Genomic DNA, 20,327 nt, shown 5'->3' with positions numbered 1-20,327 from the left:
CGCACCTCCGGCCGTCGGTCGGTGACGACGCTAACAGTCCCCGTCGCCCCCGGCGATCACGCGGCGCGCCGGATGCCCCCGCCCGTCACGCGCACCGCGGGACGGCCGTCGGGCAGCAGCAGCTCGGTGCGCAGCGTCCAGAACCGGCGGCCGTCGCGGACCGTCTCGGTGCGGACCCGCAGCGGCGCGTCGACCTGGACGGGCCGTAGGAAGTCCACGGTCAGCGCGAGCGGACGCGCGGTCGGGTCCGCGAGGTGGCGGGCCTGCGCGGCGGCGCCGATGCCGGTCAGGACGGCGCCGTGGGTGGTGCCGTTGAGGTTCACCGTCGACGGGCCGGGGGTGAACAGGGCGTCGTCGCCGTCGGACTCCAGGTTGTCCGGTACCAGCCGGGCGGGGTCGAACGGCGGGAGCTCGGAGCGGAAGTCGGTGTCGTCGTCGGGACCGCCGCCGGATCCGGCGTCGACCGCGGCGCCGCCCGATGCCAGCCCGCCCGGCCGGTCCGGGACGCCGGTCAGCGCCATGGTGACGACGGCGTGCGCGACCGGCACACCGGTGTCGTCGTACATCTCGGCGCGGCCGATCCCGATCTCGTCGTCGAGGTGCAGCAGGGTCAGGTCGGCGGTCAGCCACCGGGCGCCGGGTGCAGGGACGCCGGTCAGGTCCAGGCGCAGGTCCACGGTCGGGGCACCGGCGACGAGCTTGGCGGTGGAGTAGACGAGGTAGCCGATGCCGGAGTCGGCGAGCAGCGCGGGCAGCACGGGCAGGAGCCGTCCACCGTCGGTGCGGACACCGTCGGTGATCGGGGCGCGCAGCCGGATCCGCTCGGCGGTCGACGCCGGGTCGGGCACCATGCCCAGGCCGGTCTCGACCGGCGCGCGCCGCATCCGCTCGCGGGTGGACGGGCCGGAGGTCGACGACGTGGTGGGCATACCCGTCATCGTGCGATACGGGAACGTTTCGCAGGCGGGCGGGCGGGTGTGCCGTCCCTCACGCGGGGCGGCGCTCGTCGCGGTGGCAGCGGAACGTGCTGCGGTAGTCGGCCGGGGAGACGCCGAGGGCACGCCGGAAGTGGTGGCGCAGGAGCGCGGCCGTGCCGAACCCGGTGCGGGTGGCGACGGCGTCCATCCCGAGGTCGGTCTCCTCCAGCAGGGTGCGTGCGTGCAGCACCCGCTGCGCGGAGATCCACCGGTGCGGCGTGGTGCCGGTCTCCTCCACGAAGCGGCGGGCGAACGTCCGCTCCGACATGGCGGCCCGCCGGGCCAGCCCGGCGACGGTGTGCTCGCGGTCGAGGTTCTCCAGCAGCCAGGCCAGCACCGGCGCGAGCGAGTCGGCGGTGCACTCCGGGACCGGCAGCTCCACGAACTGGCGCTGCCCGCCCTCGCGCTGCGGAGGGACGACCATCCGGCGGGCGATGCCGTTGGCGACCGCGCCGCCGAGCTCGCGGCGGACGAGATGCAGGCAGGCGTCGATCCCGGCGGCGGTGCCCGCACCGGTGACGAGGTCGCCGTCGTCGACGTAGAGGGCGTCCTCCTCGACGCGGGCCTCGGGGTGGGCCGCACGCAGCTCGTCGGCGTGCTTCCAGTGCACGGTGCAGCGGCGGCCGGCGAGCAGCCCGGCGGCGCCGAGCACGAACACCCCGGAGCAGACCGAGAGCACGGTCGCGCCGCGGGCGTGCGCGGCCCGCACCGCGTCGAGCGCGGCCGGCGGGAACTCGCGCAGCGCGGTCGCGGCGACGCACACCAGGTCGGCGCCCGCCAGCGCGTCGAGACCGTGCTCGGGGGTGATCGTGACGCCGCTCTTCGTCGTCACCGGCCGTCCGGCCTCGATCCCGCAGACCGACCAGTCGAGCACGGGCAGCCCGTCGTCCGAGCGGTCCAGGCCGAAGACCTCGCAGAGCACGCCGAACTCGAAGACCGCCAGCTCGTCGAGCACCAGCACGGAGACGCTGCGCAGCATGGACCGACGGTAGAGCGGCAGGAACCGGCCGTCCACGGTCGTTCCTGCCACGCGCCGTCGGGATCCCGCCGTGGTCAGCCCGCGTACCAGGCGGTGAGGCGCTCGGCCGCGTCGGCGACGGCGCGGGCGGACGCGGCCGGGAGGTCGGCGAACGGCGAGGTGACGACCCGGCCGTCGTCGTGGGTCCAGGTGCCGGCGACCCGGCCGTCGACCAGGAACGTCGGGGCCGAGCGGGGCCTGCTCGTCGCGAAGACGAGGTGCCGGTGCGCAGCGGGCAGGATCCGTCCGCGGGCGGCGTGGGCGAGCAGCAGCACGGCGTCGAACGGGCCCAGGAACCGCACCGGTGCCGGGGTCCGCGGGTCCGGGAGCGGTGCCCGCGGGACGTCGACGAGCTCGGTCCCGTCCTCGTCGCGGAACCGGCGCAGGTCCAGCTCCCCGAGCGCGGTCCGGGCGACGCGGACCGGCCAGCCGGCGAAGCGGGCGACGTCCGGCGCGGAGGCCGGGCCGAACGCACGCAGGTACCGGCGGGCGAGTTCGACCCTGGCCTGCTGCACGGCGTCCTCGCCGGGGTCGCCGGTGTCCCGGCCGCGCCGGGCGGCCAGGCCGTAGACGTGCGCGCGGGGCGTCGTCCACGTCCCGGCCGGCGGCACCCGGACCAGCGGGACCCAGTGCTGGACGCCGGGGAAGGTCCCGGCGGGAAGTCCGCGCGCCGCGAGCTCCGCGGTGATCTCCGCATGGCGGCGTGGTCCGCCGGCGAGGAGATCCGCGACGACCGCCGCCGCGGCGGTCATGTCGTCGCCGGTGACGTCCCGGCGGAGCCGTAGCCACTCCGCCCGCTGCTCGTCGCGGACGGCCGCGGTGAACGTCGGGTGGTCGTGCCGGCTCAGCATGTGGATCGTCGAGCGCATCGCCCAGGTCTGCACGACCCGCCCGTCGTGCAGCATCGCGGTGAGCGCGGCCCGGTCGAACCCGCGGAGCCGTGCGGCCAGCCCGAGATAGCCCGACGGCGCGTGCTGGGTCTGCAGCCCGCCCAGCCGTTCCAGGGCCCGGGGCACGCCCAGGTCGGCCCGCTCCAGCAGCAGCTGGCGGGCGAGCAGGGCCCGGAGCGAGTCGTCCGCGGTGAGCAGGCGCATGCCGCGATCCTGCCCGGTCCGCGCCGGTCGGTGCGCCTCAGCGCGTGGCGTACCGGTTCGCCGGGCGGGACAGGCCGAACCGCTCACGCAGCGACCCGTCGTAGGGCGCGGGTGACCAGACGTCGCCGAGCGCGGGCAGCAGCCCGTCGACGATCTCCCCGGCACCGCTCGGCAGGGCCAGCGGCGCGAGGACGAACCCGTCGGCGGCCCGTTCCTCGGCGGCGTCACGCAGCAGCGCTGCGAGCCCGGCCGGGTCCCCGACGTGGCGCAGTGTCGCCGGTCCGAGGTCCGCCCCGGCCGGGGCGAGCGCGTCGAGCTCCCGGAGCCGGTCCGCCGCATCCGGGCCGAGCAGGGTCTCGACGTCGAGCAGCACCGGGACGGTCCCGGGGTCCCGGCCGGCGACGGCGACGGCGGCCCGCACCCGGTCCCGGGCCTCGGCCGCCGCGGCGACCGAGGTCGCGGCGACCCGGACGACGTCGGCGTGGCGGCCCACGACCGGCAGCGCCGCGGTCTCGTCGCCGCGCAGCACGGTCAGCGGCTGCCCCTGCGGCGGCCGGGGCGTGATCGACGGGCCCTTCACCGAGAAGAACTCGCCGGCGAAGTCGATGTGGTGGAGCCTGTCGCGGTCGACGAACCGGCCGGTCGGGGCGTCGCGGATCTCGGCGTCGTCCTCCCAGGAGTCCCAGAGCCGGGCGACGACGTCGATCACCTCGCCGGCCTCGCGCCACAGCGTCGCCGGCTCCTCGGGTCCGGTGCGCCCGAAGAGGTCCGCCTCGGCGCGGGTCCGCGACACGTCGGGCTGCCAGCCGGCACGCCCGGTCGCGACGAAGTCGAGGGTGGCGACCGCCTTGGACAGGTGGAACGGCTCGGTGTGGGTGACCGTCGCGGTCGGGACGACGCCGATGCCGGGCACCGCGGGGGCGACCCGCGCGGCGATCGCGACGGCGTCGAGGGTGCCGGGCACCGCGGCGGGGTCGTCCGACGGGGGCAGCAGCGAGTCGGGCAGCGCGACCAGGTCGAGACCACCGCGCGCCGCGGTCCGGACGACGTCGACGTGGTGCTCGGCGGTGAGCAGCCGGTCCGGATCGGCGCCGGTCGACCGCCAGGCGCCGGGATGCCGCCCGGCCGCTCCGAGCTCGACCGCCAGGTGCAAGCGTCCGCTCACCGTGCCTCCCTCGTCGTGACCGTCCCTCCGGCGCAACCGGGCCGTGCGGGCCGATGTTCCCGCCGGGGACCTCAGCCGGCCCGGACCGCCACCCGTTCGAGCCCACCCGGGCCGACCCGCCAGGCGACGATGCGGCGCAGCCGGACCCGCAGCGGGCGGGCGAACACCTGCCGCCAGCCGTCGAGTTCCTGGTCACCGAGCATCTCCCGGTACTTCTCCCCGAACTCGCGCAGCTCCGGCTCCGGCGGTTCGACGGCCGGTGCGGCGTCGCCCTCGGCGAGCACGACGTCGGTGCCCGACGCCGCGGTGTCCAGCGACAGGCACACCCCGGGCCGGTCGCGGAGCCGGGCGACCTTCGCGGTGTCCGGCCTGCTGAAGATCAGGATCTCGGGGTCGGCGAACAGGAACCAGACGGGAACCGAGTGCGGGCGGGCGTCGTCGCCGACGGTGGTCAGCCAGATGACCGGTTCGGCCGCGAGCCGGGCCGCGACGTGGGCGTGCCCGGGCGCACCGCGGTCGAGCAGCGCGGCCGTCATCGCGGGCCCCCGGCCGTCATGGTGATCTGCATCACAGAAGTCATGCCGCCGATGGTGCCCTATCCGGCGGCCCGCAGGTCCGCCTCGATCGCGGACACGCACGCCCGCAGCTCCGGGAGCACGTCCGTGCGCAGGGTCGCGGCGTCCAGCCGGGACGCGTGGGTCGACACGTTCGCCGCGGCCGTGACCCGCCCGGCCCGGTCGTGCACGGGAACCGCGATCGAACGCAGCCCTTCCTCGAGCTCCTGGTCGACGACGCAGTGCCCGTCGGCCCGGACCCGGCCGAGCTCGGCCCGCAACGCCTCCGGGGCGGCGACGGTGTGCTCGGTCAGGGTCTCCGGACGCAGCCCCGCGAGGTAGGTGTCGAGGGTGGCGGGCGGCAGCGCGGCGAGCAGGACACGACCCATCGACGTCGCGTAGGCGGGGAACCGGGTCCCGATGGTGATCGCGACGGTCATGATCCGCGACGTGGGCACCCGGGCGACGTAGACGACGTCGTAGCCGGTGGCCGGGTCGCCGTCGAGCACCGAGACCGACGCCGACTCGCGCACCGTCGCGACCAGCCGCTCCAGGTGCGGGGCGGCGACCTCGGGCAGGCCCATCGCGGACAGGTAGGACCAGCCCAGTTCCAGCACCCGCGGGGTGAGGGCGAACAGCCTGCCGTCGGTGCGGACGTAGCCCTCGTCGGCGAGGGTGAGCAGGAACCGGCGCGCGGCGGCGCGGGTGAGGCCGGTGGAGCGGGCGACGTCGGCGAGGGTCTGCTGCGGGCGGCCGGCGTCGAACGAGCGGATGACGGCGAGCCCGCGCGCCAGCGACCGGACCTGCTCGCGGCGCTCCCCCGGCTCCTCGCTCACCGCGGTCGCCCCGCCAGCACCCGGTCGGCCAGCTCCGCTGCGTGGCCCGCCCCGCTGCCCTGCGCGCCCGCGGCGAGCGCCAGGTTCCGGCCCATCGCGTCCGGGTGCACCTGCAGTCCCTCGAGACACGTCCGCAGCCGGGAGGCGGCGCCGGCGGCGACCCGGAGCAGCCCGGTGAGCGTCTCCCACTCGGCGTGCCAGGCGCCGGCCGCGCGCTGGAACTCTTGCTCCTGCGCCGCGAGCAGGGTCGCGACGAGGCCGGGGGCCCGCGTCGCGGCGCCGCGGGCGGTCACGGCCGCGGCGGGGTTGCGCTTGTGCGGCATCGACGACGAGTCCCCCGGCGCGGCCTCGGACACCTCGGCCAGCTCGGTCGCCGACAGCAGGACGACGTCGCCCGCCGGCTTCGCGCACGCCCCCGCCGCGACGCCGAGTGCCCCGGCGAGCTCGCCGATCCGGGTGCGCTCGGTGTGCCACGGGACGCCCTGCGGGGCGAGCCCGAGCCGGGCGGCGAGCGCGTCGGCGACGGCCGGGCCGTGCGGGTGGGTCGCGGCGAGGGTGCCGGCGGCGCCGCCGTACTGGACGGGGAGCTCGTCGAGCACCGCCGCGAGCCGCACCCGGGCGCGGTCCAGGCCGGCGCACCAGTTCGCGGCGACCAGGCCGAACGTCGTGGGGAGCGCCTGCTGACCCAGGGTCCGGGCGGCACACGGGGTTCCGCGGTGGTCGCGGGCGAGCGCGGCCGCGGCGTCCGCGCAGGCGGCCAGGTCCTCGGTGATCCGGTGCCCGGCCCGGCGGGTGAGCAGCACGAGCGCGGTGTCCAGGACGTCCTGGCTGGTCGCGCCCGGGTGCACCGCCCGCTCGGCGCCCGGCTGGATCCGGGCAGCGGCCGCCTTCAAGCGCTTGACCAGCGGGATCACCGGGTTGCCGCCCTCGACGGACTCCGCGGCGAGCGCGGCCGGGTCCACCCCGGCGACGGCCGCGACGGCCCGCTCGACCCCGTCGGCGTCGTCGGTGGAGACCGCGTCCTGTTCGGCCGCGACCGCCGAGAGCGCCAGCTCGACCTCGAGCAGCGCCGCGATCCAGGCGCCGTCGTCGAGCAGCACGTCGACCCGGTCCGTGCCGGACAGCGGGCCGAAGAGGGCGTTCGCCATGCGGACGAGTGTACGCAGAGAGAACAGGGAGGATGGAGCCGTGCTGACCCACATCCTCCTCGATCTCGACGGCACCCTCGTCGACTCCGCCCCCGGCATCCTCGGCTCGATGCGCCGCGCCATCGACGAGGTCGGCCTCGACGTGCCCGAGTCCGCGCTGGGCACCCACCTGCTCGGGCCGCCGCTCTACCGCTCGCTCCCGCCGATCCTCGGCGAGGAGGGCACGGCGGCGGTACTGCCGGTCTACCGCCGGATCTACGGCGACGAGGACGGCTGGATGGGGAGCAGGCCCTACCCCGGCGTCGAGGAGCTGCTGCGGGCGCTCGACGACGCCGGCGTGACGATGGCGCTCGCCACCAGCAAGGCCGAGCCGTCGGCGCGCAAGATCCTCGCTCACCACGGCTGGACCGACCTGTTCACCGAGATCGTCGGCGACACCCGCACCGCCGACCGCCCGACCAAGGGCGCCGTGGTCGCCGAGGCGCTGCGCCGGCTGGGGAACCCGTCCGGTGTGGACGAGCCGCTGATGGTCGGCGACCGGCTGCACGACGTCGAGGGGTCGGCCGAGCACGGCCTCCGCTGCGCCGGCGCGGGCTGGGGCTACGCCGAGCCGGGCGAGCTGGAAGCCGCGGGTGCCGAGATCGTGTACGCATCCGCGGACGATCTCCGGGTCGCGCTCCTCGGCTGAGGACTTCCTTTCGCCGGCCCGTTCGCGACCGGTAGACACCGAGGTATGACGGTCGTCTCACTGCACCGGTACCCGGTGAAATCCATGCTCGGCGAGTCCGTGGAACGGTCGGTGGTGACCGGCCGCGGGCTGCTGGGCGACCGGGCACTGGCGGTGTACGACGTCGAGTCGGGCACCGTCGCGAGCGCCAAGGTCCCGCGCCTGTGGTCGGGCCTGCTCGACTTCTCCGCGCGGTTCGCCGCCGAGCCGGAACCGGGCCGCCCGCTGCCCGAGGTGGAGATCCGCTTCCCGGACGGCTCGATGCTGCGCTCCGACGACCCGGGGATCGACACGGCGCTCTCCGCGATCCTCGACCGCGAGGTCCGGCTCATCGCCGAGCCACCGGAGGGCAGCCAGTTCGAGGAGGTCTGGCCGGAGTTCGACGACCTCCCGATCGACCAGCTCGCCCCCGGGCAGCTGATCGAGGGCACCACCGCCCGGCACGAGGACACCGGCGAGCGGGTCAGCCGGTTCGACGTCTCCGCGTTCGGCGCGCCGGGCACCTTCTTCGACCTGTCCACACTGCACGTGCTCACCGAGTCCACACTGGACCGGCTGCGCGAGCTCGCCCCGGACGCGACCTTCGACCCGCGCCGCTACCGCCCGAACGTCGTCCTGCGCGGCGAGGACGCCGGCTTCCTCGAGAACGACTGGCCGGGATCGGACGGCACCATCGGCGGCGTCGCCGTGCGGTACTCGTTCGCCACCATGCGGTGCGTGATGACGACGCTGGCGCAGGGCGACCTGCCCCGCGACCCCGGCACCCTGCGGACCATCGCCAAGCACAACCGGATCGAGATCCCGCAGATCGGCGGGGTCTGGGCGTGCGCCGGGGTGTACGCCGACGTCGTCACCGACGGGGAGATCGCGGTCGGCGACGAGCACGAGGCCCCCACCGCGGCCTGACCCCGCGCCCGGCACCCGGTCGGCGCACCCCGTCGCCGTCGGCGCACCCGTCACGTGGCGGCGCACCCCGTCACGTGGGGGCGCACCCCACGCGACGGGTGCGTGAGCCGGCGCCGGGGCGCACGGACAGACGACGGGGTGCTCCGGCTCGAGACGGCCGCCGGACGGAGCGGGCCTGGCTACGCGACGGCGCACGCCCGCGCTCCGTCGGCACCGATGGCGTTCGCACAGCGAACGCTTGTCCGCAGATCGCACACTGCGGTACCGTCGCGTCCGACGGAGGTGCGTGATGGACAAGGTGGTGGCATCCGCCGCGGACGCGGTCGCCGACATCGGCGACGGCGCGTCGCTCGCGGTCGGCGGGTTCGGCATGTCGGGCGTCCCGACGGTGCTGATCGCCGCCCTGCTGGAGCAGGGCGCGACCGATCTGGAGACGATCTCGAACAACCTCGGCGTCGACGGCTTCGGCCTCGGCACCCTGCTGTCCGCCGGCCGGATCCGGCGCACGATCGGCTCCTACGTCGGTAACAACAAGGAGTTCGCCCGCCAGTACCTGGGCGGCGAGCTGGAGCTGGAGCTGACCCCGCAGGGCACGCTCGCCGAGCGGCTGCGCGCCGGGGGCGCGGGGATCCCGGCGTTCTACACCCCGGCCGGCGTCGGCACGCTCGTCGCCGACGGCGGCCTCCCCTGGCGCTACGCACCCGACGGCTCCGTCGCGGTCATGTCGCCCGAGAAGGAGGTCCGCGAGTTCGACGGCGTGTCCTACGTCCTCGAGCGCGCGCTGACCCCCGACTTCGGGCTGGTCCACGCCTGGAAGGGCGACCGGCACGGCAACCTCGTGTTCCGGCGTTCGGCGCGGAACTTCAACCCGGACGCGGCCGCCGCGGGCCGGGTCACGATCGCGCAGGTCGAGCACCTGGTCGAGCCGGGCGAGATCGACCCGGACCACGTGCACACCCCCGGCATCCACGTCCAGCGCGTCCTGCACGTGCCCGGCGTGGAGAAGCCGGTCGAGTTCAGGACGGTGAGCGGCTGATGGCCCTGACACGCGACGAGATGGCCGCCCGGGTCGCCGAGGAGCTCCCGGACGGGTCGTACGTGAACCTCGGCATCGGCATGCCCACCCTGGTCCCCGGGCACATCCCCGACGGCCGCACGGTGGTCCTGCACTCGGAGAACGGGATCCTCGGCGTCGGTCCCTACCCCACCGACGACGAGATCGACCCCGACCTGATCAACGCCGGCAAGGAGACCGTCACCGTCGCCGACGGCGCCGCCTACTTCGGGTCCGCGGAGAGCTTCGGCCAGATCCGGGCCGGGAAGCTCGACGTCGCCGTCCTCGGCGGCATGGAGGTCGCGGCGAACGGCGATCTCGCGAACTGGGCCGTCCCCGGCAAGATGATCAAGGGGATGGGCGGCGCGATGGACCTCGTGCACGGCGCCCGGCGCGTCGTCGTGATGATGGACCACGTCTCGAAGGACGGGTCGCCGAAGATCGTCGAGCGCTGCTCGCTGCCGATCACCGGCCTGGGCTGCGTCACCCGGATCGTCACCGACCTCGCCGTCATCGACGTGACACCCGACGGTCTCGCGCTGGTCGAGACCGCCCCGGGCGTCTCCGCCGACGAGGTGCGGGAGAAGACCGGCGCCCCACTGGCCTGACGGCTCGTGAGTGGTTGTCGCGGTCCTGACCGCGTCAACCACTCACGAGCGCGCAGCGCCCACAGTCACGGGCATCCCAGTCAGCCCGCGGACCAGGGTCGACTCGCGGTAGGTCAGCTCCGACGGATCGACGGCGAGCGCGAGGTCCGGGCGCTGCGCGACCAGCTTCCCGATCGCCACCCGTCCCTCGGTGCGTGCCAGCTGGGCCCCCAGGCAGAAGTGGATGCCGTGCCCGAAGAACACCCCGCCGGACGCGTCCCGGGTGATGTCGAGTTCCTCGGCCCGCTCGGTCCACGCGGGGTCCCGGTTGGCCGCGGCCAGGCCGAGCATGACCGTCGACCCGGCGGGGATGGTCACCCCGGAGTAGGTGACGTCCTCGCTCGCGAACCGCATCGGCGTGTTCGTCACCGGCGACTCGAAGCGCAGGAACTCCTCCACCGCCGACGTGATCAGTGACGGGTCGTCCTGCAGCCTCGCTCGCTCCCCGGGATGGGTCAGGAGGGCCAGGACGCCGTTGCCGATCAGGTTGACCGTCGTCTCGTGCCCGGCGATGAGCAGCAGCATCGCCATGGCGACGAGCTCCTCGTGGGACAGCGTGTCGCCGTCGGCCTCGCTGACCGCGAGCAGCGACGAGAGCAGCGCGTCGTCGGGCTCGGTGCGCTTGCGCTCGATGAGCTCGCTCAGGTAGCCGTGCAGGCTGCCCATCGCGGCGAACTTCTCCTCCTGCGGCGAGTCGTCGACCATCACCGACGACCACGCGGAGAACTGGTCCCGGTCCTCCGCAGGCACGCCGAGCAGCTCGCAGATCACGAGCACCGGGACGAGGAACGCGTACTCACGCATGAGGTCGACCGGCCGGTCGGCGGGCAGCCGGTCCAGCAGTTCCTGGGTGATCTCCTCGACCCGCGGCTGCAGCTCGTTCATGCGCCGGACGGTGAACGAGCGGCTGACCAGCTTCCGCAGCCGGGTGTGGTCCGGCGGGTCCATCAGGATCATCATCGGCGTCGGCGCCGCGGCGTGCTCGGCCCGCTGGTCCGCCGGCAGCGTGTAGCGCCAGTCCTTCGACAGCCGCGGGTCGACGAACGCCTCCCGGACGTCGGCGTAGCGGGTGATCAGCCACGCCTTCCCGTCCGGCAGCGCCAGCTCGCGCACCGGCTCGTCGTCGCGCAGCGCCGCGTAGGCGGGGTGCGGGTCGGTCCAGAAGTCGCCGGAGAACAGGGCGTGCGGCTCGGTGCCGGTGGTGGTCAGCGCCATGTCCCCATGGTGCCAGCACCATGTAAGCGAACGCTTACATCAGCCGAGACGAGTGACGGAGCACACATCCGGGTCCAGTGCGACGTCCGCCGGGGCCGGCCGCCCGAGGATCACCGACGCGGCCAGGGCGGCCAGCGCCGGGGCGGACTCGATCCCGGAACCGCCCTGCCCCGCGACGAGGTGGAAGCCGGGGTGACCGGGGCGGGCACCCAGCACCGGGGCCCGGTCCGGGGCGAACGTCCGCAGCCCGGCCCAGGCGGTCCGCACCGACCGCAGGCCCAGGGTGGTCGCCTCGCCGACCCGGTCCAGCGCGAGTGCGACGTCGAGCTCGTCGGGACGGGCGTCGCCGGGCGGTTGCGGGGTCTCGTCGGCGGGTGAGACCAGGACGGCGTCGGCCTCGGGCTTGAGGTACCAGCGCTCGGCCGCGTCCGCGATCAGCGGGAGCGGCGCGCCGCCCGGGCGCAGCACCGACGGATCGGCGACCGGGCAGGCGGCGATCGTGCGGCGGTGCGGCACCAGCCCGGCGCCGGGGACGCCGGCCAGTCCGGCCACCTCGTCGGCCCAGGCCCCGGCGGCGTCGACGACGGCGCCGGCCCGCACGACGTGCCCGGCGACCGTCCGCGCGGTCCAGCCGTCGCCGTCGCGGGCCAGCGCGCTCACCCGGGCGTCGCGCAGGACGGTGCCGCCGCGGGCGCGCAGGCCGCGCCGGTAGCCGTCGTGCAGGGCCGCGGTGTCGACGTCCGCCGCGCCGGCGGTCCAGGCGGCGGCCCGGGGCGGGCGGCGCAGGACGGGTGCCCGGCGGTGCGCCTCGTCCGGGTCCAGCGCGACCGGGGCGCCCGGCTCGCCGGCCTGGTCGGCGAGCATCGCGGCCAGGGCAGCGGCGCCGTCGTCGTCGGTGCCCACGTGCAGCACCGGGCGCGGCGTCAGCAGCGGCGGGGTGCCGAGCTCGTCGGGCAGCGCGGCGAAGCGCGGCCCGGACGCCGCGATCAGCGCCCGGAACGGCCCCGACCCGTGTCCGGGGATGTAGGTCGCCGCGGACCGTGCGGTCGAGTGCACCGGCATGTCGGTCTCGGCCTCCAGCAGCACGACGCGCGCGTGCGCGGCCAGCTCGTAGGCCACCGACACACCGGCGATCCCGCCGCCGATCACGACCAGGTCCGTCAGGTGCGCGTCCACCGGCGCGACGGTAGCCGCGGAAAACCGGTGGCACGCCGTGGCGGTGGTCTCCTACCGTTCCCGCCATGCTGATCCGGTTCCTCTGAGCGGCCCGCCGGGGCTCCTCCCGCGAGTCCCCGCGCCCGCCGGCCCGTGACGTCCGTCCCCGGGCCCGGAACCGATGCCGCGCGCTCCGCCGCATCCCGCCGTCCGGCGTTCCGGCACGTCACCGGCCCTCCTCGGTCAACGTCCGACCCGTCATCACCTGGAGGCCCGTATGCGCACCACCCGATCCCGCTCCACCGCCACGCCCGGCGACACCACCACGTCCGGCGGCACCACCGTGCCGTCCCCGGCCCTCCTGCCCGGACCGTCCGCGGCGGGCCCGGACACCGGTAGCGCCGGCACGGGTGCCGCGACCGTGCCCGGCACCGGCGCGCCCGACCGTCCGGCCAACCGTGCCGAACGCCGTGCCGCGAAGCGCGGGAAGGGCTCCGGCGGGGCGTCCGGCCCGGCCGCGCCCCGCACCGCGGGACCGACGCCGCACGTGAAGCCCGCGCACGTCCGCACGGACTTCGCCGCCCGCCGGTCCGGCTGACCGGTCTCCGGGGCCCGTGCCCGTCACCGGGCACGGGCCACGGACCGTGATCACACCCGAGCACCACCCCCGCTGTCGGTGGCCCGTGCGACGCTGTCCGCCGTGACCGTCTCCGTCTGGTGGGCCGCGCCGGTCGAGCCCTCCTCCCGGCCCGATCTCGTCGCGCTGCTCGACGACCACGAGCGCGACCGGATGGCCGCGCTGCGCCGCGACGACGACCGCGCCCGCTACCTCGCCGCGCACGCGCTGACCCGCCTCGTCCTGGGCACGCATCTCGACGCCGATCCGGCCGGGCTCGATCTCGACCGCACCTGTCGCTGCGGCCGGCCGCACGGCAAGCCCCGGCTCACCGGCCGGCACGACGACCCCGGCTTCTCCCTCACCCACTCCGGCGCGCTCGTCGGCGTGGCGCTGGGGGCCGGGCCGGTCGGCGTCGACGTCGAGCAGCACAGGCCCCTCCCCGACCTGGACGGCCTCGCCCGGCACGCCCTCTCCCCCGCCGAGCGCGACGCGGGCGTGCTCGCGGCCGACGGGTTCCTCGTCACGTGGGCCCGGAAGGAGGCCCTGCTCAAGGCCACCGGCGAGGGCCTGAGCAGCCCGATGGAGGCGATCACGCTGTCCGCGCCGGACACCGAGGCCCGCGTCCTCGACTGGCCGGAGGCGGGCGGGCCGTGGTGGGTCGCCGACGTCGCCACCCCGCACCCCGACCACCCCGGCGCGGTCGCCGGTGCCGGGCACGCCGCGCCCCGGATCGAGGTCGCCGACGGCGACGCGGTCCTGTCGGTGGTCCGGGGCACCATGGGGCGGTGACGACACCGGACGGGAGGAGCCCGGGCGCCCCGCGGACCGCGTCCGCCCGATGGGTGCTGCACCTCGACATGGACGCGTTCTTCGCCTCCGTCGAGCAGCTCACCCGGCCGACGCTGGCCGACCGGCCGGTGCTGGTCGGCGGGGCCGGTCCGCGCGGCGTCGTCGCCGGGGCGAGCTACCAGGCGCGTGTGTTCGGGGCACGCTCGGCGATGCCGATGGGCCAGGCCCGGCGCCGCTGCCCGCACGCGACCGTGCTGCCGCCCCGGTTCGCGCTGTACAAGGCGATCTCCGACCAGGTGATGGGGGTGCTCGCGGAGTTCTCCCCGGTGCTGGAGCCGGTGTCGGTGGACGAGGCGTTCATCGAACCGCCGGTGCTGGCCGGGGCGGATCCGGCGGCGGTCGACGAGTTCGGCACCCGGCTGCGCGCGGCGGTGCGGGAGCGGACCGGGCTGCCGGCGTCGGTCGGGGCCGGGTCCGGCAAGCAGATCGCGAAGATCGCCTCCGAGCTGGCGAAGCCGGACGGGCTGCGGGTGATCGCCCACGCCGAGCAGGAGACCGTGCTCGCCGCACTGCCGGTGCGGTCGTTGTGGGGCATCGGGCCCGTCTCCGGTGAGGCACTGCGGAAGATCGGGATCGAGACGATCGGCCAGCTCGCCGCCATGGACGGGCGCGAGGTCGCCGGGGTGCTCGGCACCGCGATGGGCACCGAGCTGCACCGGCTCGCCCGCGGGATCGACGACCGCCCGGTCGCGCCGCGCGGCGCCGCCAAGCAGATCTCCGCGGAGACCACGTTCGACACCGACCTCACCGCGATGACGGCGGTGCACGACGCCGTCGCGTCGATCTGCGTCGCGGTGCACCGGCGGCTCGTCGCCGACGGGCGCGCCGCGCGCACCGTCACCGTCAAGGCGCGGACCGGGGACTTCACGACCCACACCCGGTCGGAGACGACCCCGTTCCCCAGCCGGGACCTCGCCACACTGACCGCGGTGGCCCGCCGGCTGGCCGACACCGCGGTCGGCGAGGGCGGGGTCCGGCTGCTCGGGGTGTCGGTGTCCGGGTTCGGCGACGAGCCGCCGCTCGCGCTGTTCGAGGCGGTCCCGTCGGAGCAGGGCTGGCGGGCGGCGACGAGCAGCGACACCGTGGAGCCGCCCGGCCCCGATGCCCCGCTGCCGGGCCCCGCCGGATCGGAGCGCGGCACCGCCGGAGCGGTCGCCGCGGAGCCCGGCGCCCCGGGCGGTACCGCGACGATCGCCGGCCACGCCGTCGTCACCACCGTGCCGGCGGCGGCCGACGAGCCGGCGCTACCGGCGGTGACCGACGAGCCGGCACCGCCGACGGCGACCGACGAGCCGGCACCGCCGACGGTCGGCCCGGGCCCCACCCGTCCGGACCGGGTGCCCGACCCGGACCGGCCGTGGGCCGCGGGCGACGACGTCCACCATCCCGAGCACGGGCACGGCTGGGTCCAGGGAGCGGGGCACGGCCGCGTGACCGTCCGGTTCGAGACCGCGCTGACCGGCCCGGGCCGCACCCGCACCCTCGACGCGTCCGACCCCGTCCTGACCCGCGCCGATCCGCTCAGCAGCTGGCAGGCACCCGCCTGAGCCCCGGTCAGCCGATCAGCGGGCTCCGGTGCGGGGGCGCGACCCGGGTCCCGGCGGGGACGCGGACGTCGAGGCCCGGGCAGCAGCGTTCGAGGCCGTCCAGCACGGCGCCGAGCGCGACGTCGGAGCTCGGCTCCCCCGCCACGAGCAGCACCGCGGTGCCGGACGGGGCGGCGCCGGCCCAGGTGGTGAGTCGCGCCACCGCGTCGCGCGGGGACACCCCCTCGACCCGCCACGCCTCGGCGTAGAACAGCGCGACCGACTCGGGCCAGCGGGGGAACGTGAAGACGGTGTCCGCCTCGGCGAGCAGGTCGTCGACCCCGGAACCGGCCGGGCCGGACCCGGCGTCGGGCTCGGTGCCGAGCACGACCAGGACCGGGCGCGCGTCGTCGCTCATCGCATGACCTCCTCGAGGGTCCTCGCCCTCACCAGTGGATCTCCTGCGACGACGGCCAGTCTCCTGGCTCGCGGATCGTCACGCGCCCCCGGCCTTCCCGCCCGTGGTGGGCCGTGACCGTGGGTGGGGACGCGCTCCCCGATGACAGTGGCGGGACCGCGCCGGACTCGCACCGGCTTCCTGCACCGTCGTCGTCACCGAGCCCATCACGCGGACGGGCGAGGGTCAACCACGGCCGGTGGAGCCCACACCCCGCAGATGATCGAGGACGTCGTGCTCGGCGAGCGTGCCCAGCAGCGGGCCGTCCGGTGTCTCCCGCACCGGGAGCCCGGCCCCGCGGTGCGCCGCGAGCAGGTCCAGGACGTCGTGCACCGGGGTGTCCGGGGTGAGCGGCCCACCGGCCCCCGGCTGCGGACGCCCGTCCGCCGGGGAGGCCCCGCCGTCGTCGGCGGGGTCGAGGGGACGCATCACCTCGCCGACCGTCACCCATCGCAACGCCTCGTCGGTGGGGGTGTCGGCGGCGAGGTCGATGCCGCGCCGGAGCAGCTTGAGCGTGTAGATGTCGTCCCGCGAGACCAGGTGCGAGAGCCCGGTGGCGAGCACGACGGCCGCCATCAGCGGCAGGATCAGGGCGTAGTCGCCGGTCAGCTCGAACACGATGAGCACCGCGGTGATCGGGGCGTGCGCGGCCCCGGCGAACACCGCCGCCATCCCGACCAGCCCGAACGCCCCGGGGTCGAGGTGCAGCGCGGGGAACGCGGCCGCGGCGGCGACCCCGAACGCGGTCCCGGCCGTCCCGCCGATGAACAGCGAGGGCGCGAACACGCCGCCGGACCCGCCGATCCCGATGGTCAGGCTCGCCGCGACGATCTTGCCGATCACCAGCAGGAGCAGGAACCCGAACACGTACCGGCCCTCGATCGCCCCCTCCAGCACCGGGTAGCCGACGCCGTACATCTGCGGCAGGGCCAGCAGCAACGCCCCCAGCAACAACCCTCCGACCGCGGGGCGCAGCCACTCCGGGCCGCGCCAGACCGCGTCGCACACGTCCTCGATCCGGTAGAGGATCCGCGCGAACGCCCAGCCGAGCAGCCCGGCGAGCAGCCCGAGCAGGGCGTAGAGCGGCAGCTGCGCGGCGCTGCCCAGCTCGAAGTGCGGCAGCGTGAGGATCGCGCGGTCCCCGGCGATCAGCTCGGCGGTGACGTTCGCGGTCACCGAGCTGATCACCAGCACACCGAAGGCCTCCGCGCCGAACGACCGGAGGATCAGCTCCAGCCCGAAGACGACACCGGAGATCGGCGCGTCGAACGTCGCGGAGATCCCGCCCGCCGCCCCGCAGGCGACCATCAGCACCAGCCGGGTCGACGGCACCCGCAGCCACTGCCCGATCGCCGAGCCGAGCGCGGACCCGATCTGCACGATCGGCCCCTCCCTGCCGACCGAGCCGCCGGTGCCGATGCAGATCCCGGACGCGAGCGCCTTCACCCCGGCCACCGTCGCCGGGATCCGGCCGCCGCGGCGCGCGACCGCGACCATCACCTCGGGGACGCCGTGCCCGCGGGCCTCCGGCGCGAACCGCTGGACCAGCGGCCCGTACACGAGCCCGCCGAGCACCGGCGCGACCAGCAGGAACCAGACCCCCAGCGCGGGCAGGTGCTCCGTCGGGACGCGCCCTGCGCCGGAGTAGTCCTCCCGTCCGGTGACCAGCCAGGTCACACCGAGGATCAGCTCGTGGAACAGCACCGAGCCCACCCCAGCTCCGACGCCGATGATCACGGCGAGGCCGACCAGGCCGGGCCGGGTACCGACGAGCGCCCGGTGCAGCGCACGGAGGGCCGGGCGGGGGGCTGCGGCGACGGCGCTCACCGGGCTGCCCCGCCCTGGTCGTCCTGCTCGCCCACGGACAGCGGGGCGACGGCCCAGTCCGTCTCGGGCACCTCGCCCGCCGCGGCGGCGAACGTCCGCAGCGCGTCGCGCACGGCGGTCCGTTCCCCCGCAGGCAGCGTCGCGAGCAGCCGGTGCATCTCCGCACGACGGCGCCGGGTCACCTCCCGGACCAGGTCCCGGCCGGCGCCGCTGAGCGCGACGGCGACCTCCCGGCGGTCCGCACCGGTCCGGGTGCGCTCCGCCAGCCCGCGGGCCACCAGGCGGTCGCACATCCGGGTCGCGGTGGACGCCGACACCGCCAGCGCCACGGCCAGGTCCGCCGGGCGCCGGGTGCCGTGCTGGGCCAGGACGACCAGCGCCCGGTACTGGGGCACGGTCACGTCCTCGCCCGCGTGCTCACCGGCGGCGGCCAGGGACCGGGCCACCACCGAGAGCATCGCGCGGCTCGCGGTCATGACCGCGTCCACGACGTCGTCGATCTCGTCCGTCACGCCCTCATCGTTGCACACTGCAAAGTTGCAGTGTGCACGGATCAGTCGGCGACGGGTGCCTCCAGGCCCGCCACGGGCCCGATGACGATGATCGCGGGCGGGCTCACCTCGGCCTCGGCGGCGACCTTCTCGGCCGTCTCCAGGGTGGCGCGCACGGTGCGCTGGATGCGGGTGGTGCCGTCCTGCACGATCAGCACCGGGGTGTCCGCGGCGCGGCCGTGCGTGATCAGCGCGTCGGCGAACCGCCCGAGCCGCTCGACGGCCATCATCAGCACGATCGTGCCGGTCATCCGGCCCAGCGCGGTCCAGTCGGTGAGGCTGCGCGGGTCGTCCGGCGCGACGTGCCCGGAGACCACGACGATCTCGTGCGCCACCCCGCGGTGGGTCACGGGCGTCCCGGCGACGGCGGGTGCCGCGAACGCGCTGGTGATGCCGGGGACGACGGTGACCGGCACCCCGGCCGCGGCGCAGGCCTGGACCTCCTCGAACCCGCGTCCGTAGACGAACGGGTCGCCGCCCTTCAGCCGGACGACGAACCGGCCGGCCCGCGCGTTCTCGACCAGCAGCTCGTTGATCTTCTCCTGGGCCATGGCGCGGCCGTAGGGGATCTTGGAGGCGTCGATCACCTCGACGTCGGGCGGGAGCTCGTCCATGAGGTCGCGCGGGCCGAGCCGGTCGGCGACGACGACCTGTGCCCGGGACAGCAGCCGCCGTCCGCGGACCGTGATCAGCTCGGGATCGCCGGGCCCGCCGCCGACGAGCGCGACGCCCGCCTGCGGGAGCTCGGCGTCCTCGTCGACGACGCCGGACTGCAGCGCCTCCACCAGCGCGGTGCGCACGGCCGCGGAACGGCGGTGCGCACCCCGGGCCAGGACGCCGACGGTCAGCCCGTCGTGCAGGCCGGTGGCCGGGGTGACGGCGGTGCCGCGGCTGCCGTCGTCGGCCCGGACGCAGAAGACCCGTCGCCGCTCGGCCTCGGCGGTGACCGCGGTGTTGACGGACGCGTCGTCGGTGGCGGCGATGGCGTACCAGGCGCCGTCGAGGTCGCCGTCGGCGTACCCGCGGGCGGACCAGGTGATCTCACCGGCCGACACCATGCCCTCGACCGCCGGCGTGACCTCGGGCGAGACGACCTCGACCACGGCCCCGGCGGCGATCAGACGGGCGGTGCGGCGCTGCGCGACCTGCCCCCCGCCGACGACGACGACCCGTCGCCCGGACAGGTCCAGGCCGACCAGATACTGCTCGTGCTGCGCGCTCAACGACGTTCCTCTCCCGGGTGGTCCGCGCCCGGACGTGGGTTCCGCGCCGACGGCGAGGTCCGGCTCCCGGGCCCGCGGACCCGGTCACGGCGGCGGGACCGCCCCGGACTCGCACCGGGTTCCCGCTCGACGGCGACGATCGAGGATAACGACCGACGCATGCGTGTCCGCCCCACGGAGGCCAACCCCACACCATCGGCCAGGTCGGATCCGGCTCCGCCCGCTCCGTCCCGGGTTCGCACGGGATCGCTCGCCTCGCACGGGATCGGATCCCGTGCGAGCGGAGGAACTCCGTGCGAACAGGGGCGGGAAACCGAGGGGCGAGGGGCGGGTCAGGGGCGGCGGGCGACGGCGGCGGTCACGCCGGTGCCGGTGGTCTTGGGCACCACGAGCTCCGCGCCGGGGCCCGCGGCCAGGAGTGCCGCCGCCTCGGCGACCCCGGGCGTCCCGGTGGTGGCGGCGACCCGCTCGCTGGGGTGCGGCACCGCGACCCCGGCCAGCTCGGTCGCGGTGAACCCCCGCGGCACCCGGGGTGCGACGGCCGCGCGCAGGCCGGGCTCGCCGACCCGCCGGTCCAGGGTGGCGACGTCCGCGGAGGCCAGGTCCAGCCCGTGCGCGACCGCGACCCGGTCCAGGAGCCGGCGCACCGCGTCCTCGGAGCATCCCGGCCGCGCCCCGATCCCGACGACGAGCCCGTCCGGACTCCCCGTGGTCACGGCCGGCCCGGCACGCACCGCCGGGGCAGGACCGCACCGATCCGCGGCCGGGGCCCCGCAGCC

General features: G+C 76.1%; 21 protein-coding genes and 1 riboswitch. Of the genes, 7 read left to right on the top strand and 14 right to left on the bottom strand.

The window, feature by feature from the left end:
• Positions 1 to 56: 56 nt before the first annotated feature.
• The 7 genes from PP1_RS26850 to PP1_RS26820 all read right to left on the bottom strand — a co-directional run bounded on the left by PP1_RS26850 (position 57) and on the right by PP1_RS26820 (position 6,792).
• The gene (locus PP1_RS26850; protein WP_010232541.1) at positions 57 to 929 is read right to left on the bottom strand and encodes a PaaI family thioesterase; all 873 of its coding nucleotides are present in this window, start codon (positions 927 to 929) and stop codon (positions 57 to 59) included.
• 58 nt (positions 930 to 987) lie between these two features.
• Positions 988 to 1,956 carry a helix-turn-helix domain-containing protein gene (locus PP1_RS26845; RefSeq protein WP_029239653.1) on the bottom strand — a complete coding sequence of 323 codons (969 nt, stop codon included), beginning with the start codon at positions 1,954 to 1,956 and terminating at the stop codon, positions 988 to 990.
• A 74-nt stretch (positions 1,957 to 2,030) separates the two neighbouring features.
• Entirely contained in the window at positions 2,031 to 3,089 is a 1,059-nt protein-coding gene (locus PP1_RS26840; RefSeq protein ID WP_010232537.1) for a winged helix DNA-binding domain-containing protein, read from the bottom strand.
• A 37-nt stretch (positions 3,090 to 3,126) separates the two neighbouring features.
• A complete protein-coding gene (locus PP1_RS26835; RefSeq protein ID WP_075314478.1) occupies positions 3,127 to 4,254 on the bottom strand; it encodes an LLM class flavin-dependent oxidoreductase in 1,128 nt (375 codons plus the stop codon).
• Between the two features lie 71 nt (positions 4,255 to 4,325).
• The gene (locus PP1_RS26830; protein ID WP_010235102.1) at positions 4,326 to 4,790 is read right to left on the bottom strand and encodes a pyridoxamine 5'-phosphate oxidase family protein; all 465 of its coding nucleotides are present in this window, start codon (positions 4,788 to 4,790) and stop codon (positions 4,326 to 4,328) included.
• Between the two features lie 59 nt (positions 4,791 to 4,849).
• Complete coding sequence (locus tag PP1_RS26825; RefSeq protein WP_010235103.1) at positions 4,850 to 5,644, bottom strand: IclR family transcriptional regulator domain-containing protein; 795 nt, start codon at positions 5,642 to 5,644, stop codon at positions 4,850 to 4,852.
• Positions 5,641 to 6,792 (bottom strand): lyase family protein, encoded by a 1,152-nt coding sequence (locus PP1_RS26820; protein WP_075314480.1) that lies wholly within the window; start codon positions 6,790 to 6,792, stop codon positions 5,641 to 5,643. Before PP1_RS26820 ends, PP1_RS26825 begins: the two co-directional genes overlap by 4 nt.
• 40 nt (positions 6,793 to 6,832) lie before the next feature.
• On the opposite strand from PP1_RS26820, the gene PP1_RS26815 reads away from it, so the two are divergent.
• The 4 genes from PP1_RS26815 (at position 6,833) to PP1_RS26800 (ending at position 10,087) form a co-directional block, all read left to right on the top strand.
• On the top strand, positions 6,833 to 7,480 hold the full coding sequence (locus PP1_RS26815; RefSeq protein ID WP_010227288.1) for an HAD hydrolase-like protein: 648 nt from the start codon (positions 6,833 to 6,835) through the stop codon (positions 7,478 to 7,480).
• Between the two features lie 45 nt (positions 7,481 to 7,525).
• Positions 7,526 to 8,425, top strand: coding sequence for an MOSC domain-containing protein (locus tag PP1_RS26810; RefSeq protein WP_010227286.1), 900 nt, complete (start codon positions 7,526 to 7,528; stop codon positions 8,423 to 8,425).
• 289 nt (positions 8,426 to 8,714) lie between these two features.
• Entirely contained in the window at positions 8,715 to 9,461 is a 747-nt protein-coding gene (locus PP1_RS26805) for a CoA transferase subunit A (protein ID WP_010227284.1), read from the top strand.
• Positions 9,461 to 10,087: a 3-oxoacid CoA-transferase subunit B gene (locus tag PP1_RS26800; protein ID WP_010227283.1), complete on the top strand. Its 627-nt coding sequence runs from the start codon at positions 9,461 to 9,463 to the stop codon at positions 10,085 to 10,087. Before PP1_RS26805 ends, PP1_RS26800 begins: the two co-directional genes overlap by 1 nt.
• A 42-nt stretch (positions 10,088 to 10,129) precedes the next feature.
• On the opposite strand, the gene PP1_RS26795 is transcribed toward PP1_RS26800, so the two are convergent.
• Positions 10,130 to 11,341, bottom strand: coding sequence for a cytochrome P450 family protein (locus tag PP1_RS26795; protein WP_010227281.1), 1,212 nt, complete (start codon positions 11,339 to 11,341; stop codon positions 10,130 to 10,132).
• 39 nt (positions 11,342 to 11,380) lie between these two features.
• Positions 11,381 to 12,517 (bottom strand): NAD(P)/FAD-dependent oxidoreductase, encoded by a 1,137-nt coding sequence (locus PP1_RS26790; RefSeq protein WP_083697179.1) that lies wholly within the window; start codon positions 12,515 to 12,517, stop codon positions 11,381 to 11,383.
• Positions 12,518 to 12,773: 256 nt separating this feature from the next.
• On the opposite strand from PP1_RS26790, the gene PP1_RS26785 reads away from it, so the two are divergent.
• The 3 genes from PP1_RS26785 to PP1_RS26775 all read left to right on the top strand — a co-directional run bounded on the left by PP1_RS26785 (position 12,774) and on the right by PP1_RS26775 (position 15,511).
• Complete coding sequence (locus tag PP1_RS26785; protein WP_010237694.1) at positions 12,774 to 13,094, top strand: hypothetical protein; 321 nt, start codon at positions 12,774 to 12,776, stop codon at positions 13,092 to 13,094.
• Positions 13,095 to 13,196: 102 nt separating this feature from the next.
• Positions 13,197 to 13,904, top strand: a complete 708-nt coding sequence (locus PP1_RS26780) for a 4'-phosphopantetheinyl transferase family protein (protein WP_033200262.1) — start codon at positions 13,197 to 13,199, stop codon at positions 13,902 to 13,904.
• The gene (locus PP1_RS26775; protein ID WP_075314482.1) at positions 13,901 to 15,511 is read left to right on the top strand and encodes a DNA polymerase IV; all 1,611 of its coding nucleotides are present in this window, start codon (positions 13,901 to 13,903) and stop codon (positions 15,509 to 15,511) included. Before PP1_RS26780 ends, PP1_RS26775 begins: the two co-directional genes overlap by 4 nt.
• A 7-nt stretch (positions 15,512 to 15,518) precedes the next feature.
• Here PP1_RS26775 and PP1_RS26770 read toward each other — a convergent pair whose 3' ends face one another.
• From PP1_RS26770 to PP1_RS26750, 5 genes are all read right to left on the bottom strand, one after another.
• Positions 15,519 to 15,908, bottom strand: a complete 390-nt coding sequence (locus tag PP1_RS26770) for a hypothetical protein (RefSeq protein ID WP_010230283.1) — start codon at positions 15,906 to 15,908, stop codon at positions 15,519 to 15,521.
• A 36-nt stretch (positions 15,909 to 15,944) separates the two neighbouring features.
• Positions 15,945 to 16,113, bottom strand: a riboswitch (cobalamin riboswitch).
• Between the two features lie 20 nt (positions 16,114 to 16,133).
• Entirely contained in the window at positions 16,134 to 17,774 is a 1,641-nt protein-coding gene (locus PP1_RS26765; RefSeq protein WP_010230285.1) for a chloride channel protein, read from the bottom strand.
• Positions 17,771 to 18,286 (bottom strand): MarR family winged helix-turn-helix transcriptional regulator, encoded by a 516-nt coding sequence (locus PP1_RS26760; RefSeq protein WP_010230287.1) that lies wholly within the window; start codon positions 18,284 to 18,286, stop codon positions 17,771 to 17,773. Before PP1_RS26760 ends, PP1_RS26765 begins: the two co-directional genes overlap by 4 nt.
• Before the next feature lie 41 nt (positions 18,287 to 18,327).
• Positions 18,328 to 19,548, bottom strand: a complete 1,221-nt coding sequence (gene cobA / locus PP1_RS26755) for a uroporphyrinogen-III C-methyltransferase (RefSeq protein WP_010230290.1) — start codon at positions 19,546 to 19,548, stop codon at positions 18,328 to 18,330.
• A 332-nt stretch (positions 19,549 to 19,880) separates the two neighbouring features.
• Positions 19,881 to 20,264: a cobalamin biosynthesis protein gene (locus PP1_RS26750; RefSeq protein WP_075315157.1), complete on the bottom strand. Its 384-nt coding sequence runs from the start codon at positions 20,262 to 20,264 to the stop codon at positions 19,881 to 19,883.
• Positions 20,265 to 20,327: the final 63 nt, after the last annotated feature.

This window comes from Pseudonocardia sp. P1, from assembly GCF_000178675.2.
Lineage (GTDB): Bacteria > Actinomycetota > Actinomycetes > Mycobacteriales > Pseudonocardiaceae > Pseudonocardia.
The sequence above is the reverse complement of the archived record's forward strand: the minus strand, read 5'-3'. Positions and strand labels throughout refer to the sequence as shown.

Bases quoted from the DNA above. Each gene is read 5' to 3' on its own strand.
- PP1_RS26850 (WP_010232541.1), bottom strand. From the start codon at position 929: ATGCCCACCACGTCGTCGACCTCCGGCCCGTCCACCCGCGAGCGGATG.
- PP1_RS26845 (WP_029239653.1), bottom strand. From the start codon at position 1,956: ATGCTGCGCAGCGTCTCCGTGCTGGTGCTCGACGAGCTGGCGGTCTTC.
- PP1_RS26840 (WP_010232537.1), bottom strand. From the start codon at position 3,089: ATGCGCCTGCTCACCGCGGACGACTCGCTCCGGGCCCTGCTCGCCCGC.
- PP1_RS26830 (WP_010235102.1), bottom strand. From the start codon at position 4,790: ATGACGGCCGCGCTGCTCGACCGCGGTGCGCCCGGGCACGCCCACGTC.
- PP1_RS26820 (WP_075314480.1), bottom strand. From the start codon at position 6,792: ATGGCGAACGCCCTCTTCGGCCCGCTGTCCGGCACGGACCGGGTCGAC.
- PP1_RS26810 (WP_010227286.1), top strand. From the start codon at position 7,526: ATGACGGTCGTCTCACTGCACCGGTACCCGGTGAAATCCATGCTCGGC.
- PP1_RS26805 (WP_010227284.1), top strand. From the start codon at position 8,715: ATGGACAAGGTGGTGGCATCCGCCGCGGACGCGGTCGCCGACATCGGC.
- PP1_RS26800 (WP_010227283.1), top strand. From the start codon at position 9,461: ATGGCCCTGACACGCGACGAGATGGCCGCCCGGGTCGCCGAGGAGCTC.
- PP1_RS26795 (WP_010227281.1), bottom strand. From the start codon at position 11,341: ATGGCGCTGACCACCACCGGCACCGAGCCGCACGCCCTGTTCTCCGGC.
- PP1_RS26785 (WP_010237694.1), top strand. From the start codon at position 12,774: ATGCGCACCACCCGATCCCGCTCCACCGCCACGCCCGGCGACACCACC.
- PP1_RS26770 (WP_010230283.1), bottom strand. From the start codon at position 15,908: ATGAGCGACGACGCGCGCCCGGTCCTGGTCGTGCTCGGCACCGAGCCC.